Source organism: Gordonia liuliyuniae (genome assembly GCF_021739025.1).
Lineage (GTDB): Bacteria > Actinomycetota > Actinomycetes > Mycobacteriales > Mycobacteriaceae > Gordonia > Gordonia liuliyuniae.
This window is the reverse complement of record NZ_JAKKOT010000003.1, coordinates 553184-566189: the sequence shown is the minus strand read 5'-3', so window position 1 is coordinate 566189 and position 13006 is coordinate 553184. Positions and strand designations below refer to the sequence as shown.

Annotated in this window: 14 protein-coding genes and 1 other RNA gene; 6 read left to right on the top strand and 9 right to left on the bottom strand. The window is 66.6% G+C overall.

Features of this window, described 5'->3' with window-relative positions:
- The first annotated feature begins 4 nt into the window (after positions 1–4).
- Genes L5G28_RS07420 through L5G28_RS07405 form a run of 4 tightly spaced genes read left to right on the top strand, consistent with a single transcriptional unit; the run spans position 5 to position 2883 of the window.
- Positions 5–628: an alpha/beta fold hydrolase gene (locus tag L5G28_RS07420; RefSeq protein WP_237000947.1), complete on the top strand. Its 624-nt coding sequence runs from the start codon at positions 5–7 to the stop codon at positions 626–628.
- Positions 625–1479 carry an ABC transporter ATP-binding protein gene (locus tag L5G28_RS07415; protein WP_237000946.1) on the top strand — a complete coding sequence of 285 codons (855 nt, stop codon included), beginning with the start codon at positions 625–627 and terminating at the stop codon, positions 1477–1479. The genes L5G28_RS07420 and L5G28_RS07415 overlap by 4 nt, the downstream gene beginning before the upstream one ends.
- On the top strand, positions 1476–2534 hold the full coding sequence (locus L5G28_RS07410; protein WP_237000945.1) for an ABC transporter permease: 1059 nt from the start codon (positions 1476–1478) through the stop codon (positions 2532–2534). Before L5G28_RS07415 ends, L5G28_RS07410 begins: the two co-directional genes overlap by 4 nt.
- A gap of 10 nt (positions 2535–2544) precedes the next feature.
- Positions 2545–2883 carry a DUF488 domain-containing protein gene (locus tag L5G28_RS07405; protein ID WP_372477193.1) on the top strand — a complete coding sequence of 113 codons (339 nt, stop codon included), beginning with the start codon at positions 2545–2547 and terminating at the stop codon, positions 2881–2883.
- Here L5G28_RS07405 and L5G28_RS07400 read toward each other — a convergent pair.
- The gene (locus L5G28_RS07400; RefSeq protein ID WP_237000944.1) at positions 2873–3433 is read right to left on the bottom strand and encodes a TetR/AcrR family transcriptional regulator; all 561 of its coding nucleotides are present in this window, start codon (positions 3431–3433) and stop codon (positions 2873–2875) included. The two genes, L5G28_RS07405 and L5G28_RS07400, sit on opposite strands and share 11 nt — an antisense overlap.
- 157 nt (positions 3434–3590) lie before the next feature.
- Between L5G28_RS07400 and L5G28_RS07395 the strand changes: the two genes are divergently transcribed.
- Both L5G28_RS07395 and L5G28_RS07390 read left to right on the top strand, forming a co-directional pair.
- Entirely contained in the window at positions 3591–5237 is a 1647-nt protein-coding gene (locus L5G28_RS07395) for a long-chain fatty acid--CoA ligase (protein WP_237000943.1), read from the top strand.
- A gap of 285 nt (positions 5238–5522) precedes the next feature.
- Entirely contained in the window at positions 5523–6548 is a 1026-nt protein-coding gene (locus L5G28_RS07390; protein ID WP_237000942.1) for an alpha/beta hydrolase family protein, read from the top strand.
- 520 nt (positions 6549–7068) lie between these two features.
- Here L5G28_RS07390 and ssrA read toward each other — a convergent pair.
- From ssrA to prfB, 8 genes are all read right to left on the bottom strand, one after another.
- Positions 7069–7441, bottom strand: a transfer-messenger RNA (tmRNA) gene (ssrA, locus tag L5G28_RS07385).
- A 116-nt stretch (positions 7442–7557) separates the two neighbouring features.
- Positions 7558–8289 (bottom strand): hypothetical protein, encoded by a 732-nt coding sequence (locus L5G28_RS07380; RefSeq protein WP_237000941.1) that lies wholly within the window; start codon positions 8287–8289, stop codon positions 7558–7560.
- Between the two features lie 35 nt (positions 8290–8324).
- Complete coding sequence (gene smpB, locus L5G28_RS07375) at positions 8325–8798, bottom strand: SsrA-binding protein SmpB (protein WP_236996362.1); 474 nt, start codon at positions 8796–8798, stop codon at positions 8325–8327.
- A gap of 63 nt (positions 8799–8861) precedes the next feature.
- Positions 8862–9767 (bottom strand): permease-like cell division protein FtsX, encoded by a 906-nt coding sequence (ftsX, locus tag L5G28_RS07370; protein ID WP_237000940.1) that lies wholly within the window; start codon positions 9765–9767, stop codon positions 8862–8864.
- A gap of 35 nt (positions 9768–9802) precedes the next feature.
- Complete coding sequence (gene ftsE / locus L5G28_RS07365) at positions 9803–10489, bottom strand: cell division ATP-binding protein FtsE (RefSeq protein WP_236996360.1); 687 nt, start codon at positions 10487–10489, stop codon at positions 9803–9805.
- Positions 10490–10516: 27 nt separating this feature from the next.
- Positions 10517–10948 carry an Rv3103c transmembrane domain-containing protein gene (locus L5G28_RS07360; protein ID WP_237000939.1) on the bottom strand — a complete coding sequence of 144 codons (432 nt, stop codon included), beginning with the start codon at positions 10946–10948 and terminating at the stop codon, positions 10517–10519.
- The gene (locus tag L5G28_RS07355; protein WP_237000938.1) at positions 10945–11883 is read right to left on the bottom strand and encodes a mechanosensitive ion channel family protein; all 939 of its coding nucleotides are present in this window, start codon (positions 11881–11883) and stop codon (positions 10945–10947) included. Before L5G28_RS07355 ends, L5G28_RS07360 begins: the two co-directional genes overlap by 4 nt.
- A 10-nt stretch (positions 11884–11893) precedes the next feature.
- Complete coding sequence (prfB, locus tag L5G28_RS07350) at positions 11894–13006, bottom strand: peptide chain release factor 2 (RefSeq protein ID WP_237000937.1); 1113 nt, start codon at positions 13004–13006, stop codon at positions 11894–11896.

The following is a 13006-nucleotide window of genomic DNA, read 5'->3' as shown; positions in this document are numbered from 1 at the left end:
ATTCATGCACTTGTCGATACCGGGGCCCGAGCTGGCCGTCTTGGTCCTGCCCGGCGGCACCGACTTCAGCTACCGCCCGTTCTCGACGTTGCAGAGCTCGGCACTGCGCATGTACCCGTTCACCGCGTCCATTCAGGCCGCGTTCGGCGCACGCGTGCGCGTCCGCCAGTCCCGTTACCGCGTGTACGGGTGGAACGGCGACCAAGCCAGCCCGATGCCGTACGCCCGCAACGATCTCGAACAGCTCGCCCGCGCTTACCCGGACGTCCCGGTCGCCGTGATCGGGCATTCGATGGGCGGCCGGATCGCCGCGCAGCTCGGCGACGACGACCGCGTCACCGACATCCTCGCGCTGGCGCCGTGGTGGCAGTTCGCCGACTGGCGTCAGATCCGCGACGAGGCGCGAGTCGTCGCGATACACGGTGAATCCGACACCGTCACGCGGCCCAAGCGCACCGCGAAGGGCATCGCCGAGCTCGCCGCGCGCGGCCTCGACGCCACCTACGTGCCGGTGCCCGGCGGAGGCCATCCGATGCTCGATCACATCGGCTTCTGGCACGGCGAAGCGCTCTCGTTCGTCTCACATGCGCTCGAGCGTGCCCGCGTACGCGACAGCGTGACCGGATGACCACGCCGCCGCCCGCACTGACGGGCGTCGGCCTCGCACGATCGTTCGGCGCGCACCACGCCGTCGTCCACGCCGACATCGCATTGCACCCGGGGCGGATCACCGGCCTCGTCGGGCCCAACGGTGCGGGCAAGACCACGCTGCTGTTGATGCTCGCCGGGCTACTCGCCCCCGACCGCGGCGTCATCGCGACGGGCGACGGCGTCGCCGACCCGCAGGTGATGCGCAGCCGCATCGGGTGGATGCCCGACGTGTTCGGGACGTGGGAGTCGTTGACGCCGCGCGAGATCCTCGTCGCGTTCGGCCGACTCAACGGAGCCGACCGAGCGACCTCCGATCAGCGGGCCCGCGATCTGCTCGCCCAAGTCCATCTCGTCGAGTTCACCGACCATCCGGCGTCCGGCCTCTCCCGTGGGCAGAAGCAGCGTCTCGGCCTGGCCCGCGCGCTGGTCAACCACCCACGGATCCTGTTGCTCGATGAGCCCGCGTCCGGCATGGATCCGCGCTCGCGCATCGAGCTCCGCGGACAGCTGCGGGCCGTCGCCGACGCGGGCGCCGCCGTCCTCGTGTCCTCGCACATCCTCGGCGAACTCGAAGAGATGGTCGACGACGTCGTGATGATGACCGGCGGACGTACGCGGCCATCCGCGGCCTCGACCACGCGGCGGTGGCGGGTCCGACTGGTGAACCAGCCGACCGATCAGGCGGTCTTCATCGAACTCGCTGACGATGCGGCCGCGGCCGCCTACCTCGCACACTATGTCGCACAGGGCACACCGGTCGCCGAGTTCACCCGACTCGGCAACGGACTCGAACAGGCCTATCTCGATCTCGACGCGGACAGGACGTGACCGGAGTGAACCGCAACGCAGTGGCCGTCCTCGTCGGTCTGGAAGTCCGTCAGCGGATCCGGTCCACTCGCTGGAAGGTCACCGCGGGTCTCCTGTTCGCACTGACCAGCGTCCTGGTCCTCGGCTCCCTGTATCTGACGGTGGCCGTCGCGGGCGAGAGCTACCGGGACTGGGCGTCCAACCTCCTCGACATCACCCTGGCCGTGGTGCTGTTCCTCGGATTCGCGGCCGCGCCGACGTTGAGCGCGACGTCGATCAACGGTGACCGCCGGGATGCGACCCTCGCCCTCGTGCAGGCGGCTCCGATCTCCTCGTGGGACTTGGCGCTCGGCAAGCTCCTCGGCTCCTGGTTCGCTTCGCTCGCCCTGATCGGCGTCGCGCTGCCGTACCTGATCTGGGGTGCGGTATCGAGTCACACGTCTATTCTGTTCGCAATCCTCGCGATGATTGTGACCGCCGCGATCATGGGCGCCTACTGTGCGATCGGGTTGGCGTTCTCTTCGCTCACCTCCCGGCCGGCCGCGTCGGCGATGCTCACCCAGGCGACGGTGCTGCTCCTTCTGCTGGGCTCGCCGATAGCGTTCGGGCTGACCTATCCGATGACGCAACAGAATCATCGTGTGACGGTCGCCGGCTGGGACTTCGACGACGCTACCTCGGAAGCCAATTGCCGTCTCGACGAACGGGAGGAGCGGTTCAACCACACCGAGTACACGTGGTGGCTGCTGGCTCCGAACCCGGTGCTGATCGTGTCGGACGTCGTGTCGGCGGGCATCGACCGACCCGACGACTCGCCGTTCGTCGGTGGCGCGGGCTTCTTCGCATTCCTCCAGTCGGCCGCGCGTGCCGGACCTGATGTGCGCTCGGAGGGGTGCGACGCACTGACGACCCCCGGGCTGTCGGGCGACGACGAGCGGCTCGCCCGCCATGTCGGAGACAGCTGGTACATCGGCTTGGCCGTCACCGTCGTCATCGGCTGCGCATCCCTGGCGGTCGCAGCGCGTCGGCTGCGCGTGCCCGCGCACAAGCTCGGCAGGGGTGTGCGGGTGGCGTAACGTCGACGACGTGATCACCGTCGCCCGCGTCTACGATCCGCCGAACACCGACCGGGTGTTCGTCGACCGGCTGTGGCCGCGCGGCATCAGGAAAGACGACCCGCGCATCGGGCGGTGGTTCAAGGATGTGACGCCGTCGAACGAGTTGCGGTCCTGGTACCACGCACACCGTGACCGGTACGACGACTTCGTCGCGCGCTATCGCGAGGAACTCGCGTCGGGTCCGGCGGCACAGGCTCTCGACGAGCTGCGTGCGCTGGCCGCGGCAGGAGACGTGGAACTGGCGACCGCGGCGAAGGACGTCGAGCACAGTCATGTCCCAGTGCTGGTTGAGACCCTCACCGCGTGACCCGTTCGCGCACACCGAGCAACGCCCCGCATGACTGCGCAACCTTCGCCGCGTCGGGCTCCTCCCCACTGATCACGTTGGCGTAGACGAACGTCTCGGTGATGCGGACCAGGATGAGCGCCAGATCCGGCACCGGCATCGGCGGATCGAGCCGCCCGGCGACGACCTCGTAGTCGATGAACGCGGCAACCCGCTCGACGATGCGGGGCTGCACCCCGCCGACCTTCGTCGTCATTAGTCGCCACGCCCGTTCGGGCTCACGGGACAGGAAGTCGCGGAAGTACGCCGCACTGTTCGCGAGGACCGCGAACTCACGCATCATCGTCGCGATGCGCTCGCCGCCGACGCCGACGGCGCGTCGGGCGGCCGCATCCATCGTCATCTCGGTCAACGACCAGATCACTTCGCCGAGAAGTCCGTCGCGGCCGTTGAACCGACGGTAGAGGGTGCTGCGATTGATGCCCGCCGCGGCGGCGAGCTCCCCCACTTCGAGCCGTCGGCCCGACACGAACTGCCGCGTCGCCAGGACGAGCACCTCGTCGGACTTCACTCGCGATTCATCTCCTCGGCGACAACGCACCATCTTGGTGGAATGGTGCACCAAAGTGTGACTAATGTAGGAAACTAGTCGATAGCGGCGTGAGGCCGCTCACTTTTCGGCGAAACAAGTGCGAACCGACTCGCTCGGCGCAAACGAAGGAGACTCGATGATCCAGTCCACGATGCAACACGGCGCCCTGACCATCTCGAGCCTGGTCGAGTACAGCCGTCGCATCTTCCCCGAAGCACGGATTCGCACGTGGACGGGCGAAGGCTTCCGGGACGTGTCGTTCTCCGACATCGGCGACACCGGCGCGAAGATCGCCAACGCACTCGCCAAGCTCGGTATCGAACGCGGCGACCGCGTCGCCACCTTCATGTGGAACAACAACGAGCACCAGGCGATCTATGCGGGCGTCCCGTCGATGGGCGCCGTGCTCCACACGCTCAACCTGCGCTTGTCGCCGGAGCAGGCCGTCTTCATCATCAACCACGCCGACGACAAGGTGATCTTCGTCGACGCCACCGTCGCCCCCATGCTCTCGCAGTACCTGCCGGGCACGCCCAACGTGCAGCACGTGATTGTCGTCAACGGACCGGTCGACGCGATCGACGCGCCGGAGGGCATCACCGTCCACCAGTTCGACGAACTGATCGCCGACGAGCCGACGACGTACGCGTGGCCGGAGATCGACGAGAACGACGCTGCGGTCATGTGCTACACCTCCGGGACCACCGGCGACCCGAAGGGCGTGGTCTACTCACACCGCAGCATCTACCTGCACTCGCTGATCGTCACCACGACCATGGGCATGCGGTTGTCGAGCACCGACACCATGCTCGCGATCGTGCCGATGTTCCACGTCATGTCGTGGGGCCTGCCGTACGCCGCGATGATGGCGGGCGCGACGCTCATCATGCCCGACCGTTTCCTGCAGCCCGAGCCGCTGCTGACGATGATGGCTGAGGGACGCCCGACGGTGGCTGCCGCGGTCCCCACCATCTGGCAGGGTGTGTCCGCCCTGCTCGACGCGAAGCCGCAGGACATCACGCACTTGCGCGAGGTGGTCGTCGGCGGCGCAGCGGTGCCGCCCGCGATGATCAAGAAGTTCGACGGATACGGCGTCCGCATCACCCACGCGTGGGGCATGACCGAGACGTCGCCGCTGGGCAGCGTCGCCCGCCCGCCGATGGGGGTAGCCGACGAGGAGGCCGAGTTCGCCTACCGCGTCACCCAGGGGCGGTTCCCGTCGCCGGTCGCCGCACGGATCATCGGCGACGACGGCCAGGAGCAGCCGTGGGACGGCGAGGCCGTGGGCGAGCTCGAAGTGTCCGGACCGTGGATCACCGGCTCGTACTACCAGCCGGACGGCAACGTGACCGACGAATCGAAGTTCCACGACGGCTGGCTGCGCACCGGCGACGTCGCGACGGTCACCCCGGACGGCTTCATGACGATCGTCGACCGCGCCAAGGACATGATCAAGACGGGCGGCGAATGGATCTCGTCGGTGGAGCTCGAGAACATCATCGCCTCGAACCCGGCGGTCGTCGAAGCCACCGTCGTCGGCGTCCCCGATAAGAAGTGGGATGAGCGTCCGTTCGTCCTCGCCGTCGTCCGCAGCGACGACGACGCCGACATCGACGCCCACAAGAAGTACCTGGAAGACCAGGTGCCGCGCTGGCAGATCCCTGAGCGTTGGTCGTTCGTGACCGAGGTCCCCAAGACCTCGGTCGGCAAGTTCGACAAGAAGCGTGTGCGCAAGCACTACGCGGAGGGTGACTACACCGTTCTCGGCGATCCCGAGGCGTGAGGACTCGCAACTTCAAGTGACCGACGGTACCGTGGCAACGGTAATCGGTCTTCAAGTGACAGGAGCACATCATGATCGATCAAGCACTGTGGGAAGCCCTGCAGAACAACGACGCACTTCTGGGCGCACTCCGCCTCATGTTCTCGGGTCTGGCATAGACCGGTAGTGACCTACCGCGGCCCGCGCACCGTCCTCGGTGCGCGGGCCGTTCTGTCTGTGCGACACGTCGACCAGGGGCCGGCGACCTGTAGCCGTCAACCCGTACGTCCCGTCTAAACTCGCTGTGTGAGCCGCAGGAAGAAATTGACGCTGGTCGCACTCGGCACCGTCGTCGCCCTCGTCCTGGGCGTCACCGTGTGGGTCCTCGTCGCCAAGGATTATGCGTTCCACGAGGAGCGCGTGACGATTCCCGGTCCGCGCGGCGAACTCCACGGCATCCTCGCCACCCCGGCCAACGAGGAGGGACCGTACGGGCTCGTCGTCTTCGTCCACGACGACGGCCCCGTCGACGCCGATGACGGCGATCACCTCAAGCCGCTCTGGGACGCGTTCGCCGAGGCAGGCTTCGCCTCGTTGTCGTGGGACAAGCCCGGCGTGGAAGGCGCGCCCGGCGATTGGCTCGACCAGTCGATGCACGATCGCGCGACGGAGGTCGACTCGGCTATCGCGTGGGTGCATACTCGCGACGACATCGACCAGACGCGCGTCGGCGCGTGGGGTCTCGGTCAGGCGGGCTGGGTACTCCCCGAGGTCGCGCGGGCACGCCCCGATCTCCGTTTCATGATCGCCGTCGACCCTGCGATCAACTGGCTGCGCCAAGACGAGTTCGCGGCGCGCGCCGAAGCCGTGGCCGACGGCGATTCACCCGGAGAGCTCGCCGCCACCGTGGATCGTCGCACCAAGCGGGCGGCATTGATCCGGCGAAAGGCCGACTACACCGAGTACCTGGCTTCGCATGTCGACGTGGACCCGATGGCTGCCGACCGGTGGGCGTTCATCACACGCAACGCGGGCTCGGATTCGACGGCGTCCCTCACGTCCGTTCCCATCCCGACGCTGCTCCTCCTCGGCGGCCGCGACAGATCCGTCGACGTCGCCGAAACCGAACGCGTCTACCGCGACCGAATCGAGCCGGACTTGTTGACGGTGAAGGACTTTCCGGAGGGAACGCATCGGCTGACGCGCAACGACATCGAGTACCGCGGCAACGACATCCGCACTGTCGGACGCTCGATCCTGGCACCGAAGAGCGTCTACGTGCCGGGTTACCTGGACGCCCTCCGAGTCTTCGCCAAGCGGCAGACCGAATGACGTCCGTTTAGTCTAGTCTGTTCGCAGTACGTCAAACGACTTAACGAAGGGCTCTCCATGATCGACAGCATCCTGTGGGACACGATCTCCGGCAACGACTACGTCCTCAACGCTCTGCTCTACGTCTTCTCCGGGCTGGCCTAGGCCTCTCGCTCCACTGACGCACAAGAGCCCCACCTTGCCTAGCAGGTGGGGCTCTTGCGTTGGTCGATCTGTCGACGCCGCCAGGAAGGCGTGGTGACGCGAGACGTGAGGTAGGCACCCAACCGGGGCTTGCCGGGGGCCTCGGGGCGTCCGGCGTGAACGATTGTGGTTCCAATGGCGACTGGGGTTGTGTTCGTCATACCTCAACTGCAGACGTCTGCACGTCTATGGTCACGCCGACTTCCACGTGTGCCCGTCGTGGTCGTGCGGCCCGTCGTGGTCGCGCGGTCGGCGGCACGTGACGCGACGCCCGTCCACGGTCGTCCAGTACAACCAACGAAAAAGCCTCCCACCTGCGCTAACAGGTGGGAGGCCGGGGTGGAGCCGCCGGGAATTGAACCCGGGTCCTCCGTCACTTCGGTGGGGCTTCTCCGTGTGCAGTCCGCTATGTCTCTACTTGGATCTCCCGGTCTCACGAACAAGCCGGGATGACGATCCCAGTCGCTGTTTGATGTCCTGCCGTCGTCCGCGACCGACGCCGACAGTGAGTCCCCTAGCTGATGCCGGCATCCGGTTCCGGGAACTTAGAACCGGGCCGACAGACTAGCCTCGCTGATCAGGCAGCGAGTGCGTAGTCGCGCTGATTGGAATCGGCGCTTAATTGTTTGCTGCGACGCTTACGGTGGTCTCCAGCCTGCACCGACACGCTTCCCCCACCTCGATGCACGTAGTCGAAACCGATCGGCCCCGAGGTGGTCTCCCCTGTTTCCAGCGGAGTGGTGTCCCCTGTTTCCAGCGGACACCCCATCATAACGAACCCGACCGACACTTTCATCCCGGTATCACCGAAGACCCATCGATTCGGTCAGCCGATGCGCAGCAGCGCGCTATCGGTGGACGCCACCGGCACCGTGATCGTGCCGCCGGACGCGTGCACCCGACGACCGGTCCATACGTCTGTCGCGGCGACGACGTCGCCCGCGAGGTTCACCTCGTCGAGATCGAACGACATGTCGCGCGCCGCCGACTCCCCGTTGGTCAACGACACGATGAGCCCCTGCGAGCCGATGGCCCGCGAGAACCGCTCGTCGTCGCCGTTGATGGGCGCGCCCGCAGTCCGCCTGCTGTCGCGGCCGATCGCCAGCACGTCGCGGTTAGCGACGGTCGCGATGTGCGCGTCGTCGAGCAGAGCGGCCTCCCCGCTGAACACCAACGGTTGCGCCGCCATCACATGCCGGGTGATCGCGGTGCGCAGCGCGGGCAACGGGATGTCGGCCCGCATCGCGGCGCTCACGTCGGCGTCGTTGGACGGAATCACCGAGAGTCGCAGACCCTGCTCGTCGAGACGAGCGTGAAGCGCGGAATCATCGAGAGCGGCGGGCGCCTGCGCGGCGTCGCAGACCACATACAACGAGCGGTATCCGGCGTCCGCGAGACCGCGAGCGACGATACCGTCGCCGTCGGCGCGCACCCGATCGGGCGGCGTCGCGCACCCGTCGCCGACGACCCATCCGAGCACCGGCGTCGGTTCTTCGGCGGGCCGGGGGTCGGCGCCGCACGCGGACGCCGACAGTCCGCACGCAACGACGGCCAGCACTGCCAAGCACCGCGCCCGCACTGTCACGGCGGGTCTCACATGCCTTTCACGCGACGGCCGACGATGCGCTCGACCTCTCGTTTGGCAGTCCGTTCGGCGATGTCGCGCCGCTTGTCATGGGCCTGTTTACCGCGAGCCAACGCCAACTCGACCTTCGCATGTCCGTCGGAGAAGTACATCTGCAACGGGACCAACGTCAGGTTGCCGTCGCGGATCTTGCCGATCAGGTTGTCGATCTCGCGGCGGTGCATCAGCAACTTGCGTTTGCGACGCGGCGCGTGGTTGGTCCACGTCCCGCTGCCGTACTCGGCGATGTGCACCGCGTTGAGCCACACCTCGCCGTCGTCGATCGTGGCGAATGCGTCGACGAGCGACGCCTTGCCTTCGCGGAGGGCCTTGACCTCGGTGCCCTGCAGCACCATGCCGGCCTCGAACGTCTCGAGGATGGTGTAGTTGTGCCGGGCTTTGCGGTTGCTGGCGATCACCGACTTGCCCTTTTCTCTGGGCACGTTGCGCTCCTCCAGGTGTAGTCGGGGTGGTCCTACGGTCGGACCGGTTCACCACTGCCCGTGTTATTCACGGACGTAGACGCGCAACGTTCCGTACGAGGTGATGCCGGCCAAGACGATGCCGGCCAACACCAGCCACGGGGACACGAACCACACGTCCGCGTTCGTGATGCGCGCCAGGATGTTCACACCGTAGAGGTCTTCGAGCGCTTTGTCGAAGAAGAATATCTTGCCCAGAAACAGGCCGCCGATCGCAAGCACCGCGCCGATGACGGCGGCGATCACCGCCTCCAGCAGGAACGGCAGCTGCGTGTACCAGCGGGTGGCGCCGACCAGACGCATGATCGACACCTCCGTCCGTCTCGTATAGGCGGCTATCTGCACGGTGTTGACGATCAGCAGGATGGCCGCCACCGCCAGGACGGCCGCGATGGCGAACGCCGCGTTGCGCGCGCCGTCGAGCACACTGAAGATGCGTTTCACCAGGTCCCGCTGGTCGAGGACGCCGTCGACGCCCTGAGATTTCGAGAACTTGTCGAGGACCGCGCCGAACCGGTCCGGATCGTCCATGCGGACGCGGAGCGCACCCTGGTACGCCTCCTTGCGGATGAAGTCGGCGAGCTCGGGTGAATCCTTCTCCCACGCCGCCTTCGCGGTGCGGAACGCCTGATCCTGGCTGATGAAGGTCACCGACCCGACCCCCGGCTCGGCCTCCAGATCGTTCCGGAGCGTCGTGCACGGCGCTTCCAAGCAGTTCGGGTCCCGCTCGGTCACCTCGTCGTTGATGAAGAACTGCATCTCGACGCGGTCGAGGAAGATCTTCTGGCTCTTGTCGGCCATCTGGATCACCAGCATGCCGCCGCCGAGGATGCCGAGCGTGATGGCGGTCGTCAGGATCATGGCGACCGTCATGGTGATGTTGCGACGGAATCCGTTGAGGACTTCGCCGATGATGAAATTCGCGCGCATGCGTGCTCGCCTCTCGTAGTCTGCGAAGTCGTCGGTCAGCCGATGCCGTACACGCCGTATTGGTCGTTGCGGACGAGCTTGCCGTTGTCGAACTCGAGGACTCGACGTCGCATCGCGTCGACGATGTGGCGGTCGTGCGTCGCCATCACCACGGTCGTGCCGCGACGGTTGACCCGGTCGAGCACTTCGACGATGCCCTCGCTCGTCTCGGGGTCGAGGTTGCCGGTCGGCTCGTCGGCCAACAGCAACTGCGGACGGTTGACGATGGCGCGCGCGATGGCGACTCGCTGCATCTCACCGCCGGACAGCTCGAACGGCATCCGGTCGGCCTTGCCTGACAGGCCGACGTACTCCAGGGTCTCCGGCACCGCGTCGCGGATCGTCGACGACGGTTTGCCGATCACTTCGAGAGCGAACGCCACATTGTCGGCGACAGTCTTCTGCTGCAGCAACCGGAAGTCCTGGAACACGCAGCCGATGGACTGCCGCAGTTTCGGCACATCGCGGTTGCGAAGCGTGTTCACGTGGAAGTCGCCGACCTCGATCTCGCCGGACGTCGGCTTGTCCTCTTTGAGGAGCAACCGGAAGAACGTCGACTTCCCCGACCCCGACGGCCCGATCAGGAACGCGAACTCGCCCTTGTCGATCTCAAAAGACAGGTCCGACAAGGCGGGCCTGCTCGACTTCGCGTATTGCATCGTCACGTTCGACAGCTTGATCACGGTGACCAAGTGTACTGATCGATGCGGTCACCGACCGTCGCCGCTGCCCGGAGTCGTGTCGGTGCTCTCGTCCGGTGCGTCGAGCTCCGGCATGAGCTGCGTCGGCAGCGGTGCGGTCCGCCGCGGCGGCAACGGCGTCGTCGACTGCGTCTGCCCCGTCGTCTGCTCGGTGCCGTCGGTCGGCTCGGGGGTCGACTCCGTCGTCGACTCGACGCTGGTGCTCGGCGTCCGGGAGGTCGTCTCCGACGGCTCGGTGACCGGGGCCTGCGTGTCCACGGGCTGCTCGGTGGTCCGAGTCGGTTTCACCGCGTCCTTGGGCGGATAGTGATGCGACGTGAAGCCGTACAGCGCCAACAGCGCGAACCACAGCACGATCAACACGACCGTCGTCGTGCGCACCCGAGTGTGATAGACGTGCTTCAGCCGCTCCACGCGCGTCTGCTGCTGCCCGTCGGTCATTCGTCACCCCCGTCGCGGGCCTCGTCCGGCGTCGCATCGGCAGCTGTCTGCGCGACCGTCTGGTTGCGGACCGCCTTCGAGACGGTGACGCCGTGGCGGGCGAGCGCGAAGATGATCTCCGACCGCAACGCACGACCGATGTCGAACTGCTGACCCGGAAGCGTTCTGGCCACCATGCGCACCGTCGCCGAATCGAGTTCGAGGTTCGTCACCCCCAGCGGCTGCGGCGCGTCGAGCAGCAGCCGATGCCACCGCGGCTTCTCGTAGAACTCCTGCCCCACTTCGCGGAGCGTCGCGTTGACGACGTTGATGTCCGCGTCGAGCGGAACGGGGACGTCGACGACGGCGCGTGCCCAGTCCTTGGACAGGTTGGTCGCCTTGATCATCTGCCCGTTGGGCACGGTGATCAGCTCACCGTCGGAGTTCCGCAGCCGGGTGACGCGCAACGTCACATCTTCGACGGTGCCTTCGGCCTCCAGGCCGCCGGTCACCGCGAGATTCACGACGTCGCCGTAGCCGTACTGATGCTCGGCGATGATGAAGAAGCCGGCGAGCACATCCTGCACGACCCGCTGCGCGCCGAAACCGAGAGCCGCGCCGAGCACGGCGCTCAGACCGACGAGGCTCGACGTCGGGACCCACACCGCCAGGATCTTGAGGCCGACGACGATCACGACGACGGCGATCAACGTCCACGCGACCACGTCGACCAGGGCGCGCCGGTGCTTGAGGTCCTCGGATTGGACGATGTCTTCGCTGAGTTCGAACCGTGCCACCGCGCGCTGCGAGTACCGACCGGCGACCCAGCGGATGAAGCGGGCGATCAGGATGGCGCCGATGACCCACACCAGCATCTGGACGAAGTCGACGGCCAGCCAGCGTTCGATGGAGCGCAGCCACGAGGGCAGCCCGAATTCGTCGACGAGGTATGTCATCGCGGGCCGACTACGAGTCCTCGTCCATCCGCCAGCGGATGCCCGCTTCGATGAACTGATCGAGGTCGCCGTCGAGCACGTTGCTCGGGTTGTTGCTCTCGACGTTGGTCCGCAGGTCTTTGACCATCTGGTACGGGTGCAGCACGTACGAGCGCATCTGGTTGCCCCAGCTGGCGCCCGTGTCGCTCTTGAGCGCATCCATCTGGGCGCGCTCCTCCTGGCGTTTGCGTTCGAGGAGTTTGGCCTGCAGGACGCGCATCGCGGCCGCCTTGTTCTGCAGTTGACTCTTCTCGTTCTGGCAGGTGACGACGATACCGGTCGGCACGTGCGTCAGACGGACCGCCGAGTCGGTGGTGTTGACCGACTGGCCGCCGGGCCCGGACGACCGGTAGACGTCGACGCGCAGATCGTTCTCGTCGATGTCGATGTGGTCGGTGGTCTCGACGACGGGCAGGATCTCCACTTCGGCGAACGACGTCTGACGCCTGCCCTGGTTGTCGAACGGGCTGATGCGAACGAGTCGGTGCGTGCCCTGCTCCACCGACAGGGTGCCGTACATGTAGGGCGCCTTGACCGCGAACGTCGCCGACTTCAGTCCGGCCTCTTCGGCGTACGACGTGTCGTACACCTCCACCGAGTGGTCGTGCTGTTCGGCCCAGCGGATGTACATGCGCATCAACATCTGCGCCCAGTCGGCGGCGTCGACGCCACCCGCACCGGCACGGATGTTGACGACGGCCTCACGCGCGTCGTACTCGCCCGCGAGCATCGTTTTGACTTCCATCGCCTCAATGTCGCGCCTGAGGTCGGCTCGCTCGTTGTCTGCGTCGGCCACGGCTTCGGCAGCGGCGTCGCCCTCCTCGGCTTCGGCGAGTTCGTAGAGCACCGGCAGGTCGTCCAGCCGGGACCGCAGTTCGGAGACGCGACGCAGTTCGGCCTGGGCGTGCGAGAGCTCGCTCGTCACCCTCTGCGCGTGGTCCTGGTCGTTCCACAGACCCGGATCGGAGGCCTGCATCTCCAGCTCGTCGATGCGGCGACGAAGCTCGTCGAGGTCCATCACCTTCTCGACGGTGGTGAGAGTTGCGTCGAGGGATTCGAGGTCGGCAGAGGCTTCTGGATGCAC

What these genes read in the sequence shown, in the direction of transcription:
- L5G28_RS07355 (WP_237000938.1), bottom strand. Translation starts at nt 11,883, where the DNA reads ATGACATACCTCGTCGACGAATTCGGGCTGCCCTCGTGGCTGCGCTCC.
- L5G28_RS07415 (WP_237000946.1), top strand. Translation starts at nt 625, where the DNA reads ATGACCACGCCGCCGCCCGCACTGACGGGCGTCGGCCTCGCACGATCG.
- ftsX (WP_237000940.1), bottom strand. Translation starts at nt 9,767, where the DNA reads ATGCGCGCGAATTTCATCATCGGCGAAGTCCTCAACGGATTCCGTCGC.
- L5G28_RS07360 (WP_237000939.1), bottom strand. Translation starts at nt 10,948, where the DNA reads ATGACCGACGGGCAGCAGCAGACGCGCGTGGAGCGGCTGAAGCACGTC.
- L5G28_RS07420 (WP_237000947.1), top strand. Translation starts at nt 5, where the DNA reads ATGCACTTGTCGATACCGGGGCCCGAGCTGGCCGTCTTGGTCCTGCCC.
- L5G28_RS07395 (WP_237000943.1), top strand. Translation starts at nt 3,591, where the DNA reads ATGATCCAGTCCACGATGCAACACGGCGCCCTGACCATCTCGAGCCTG.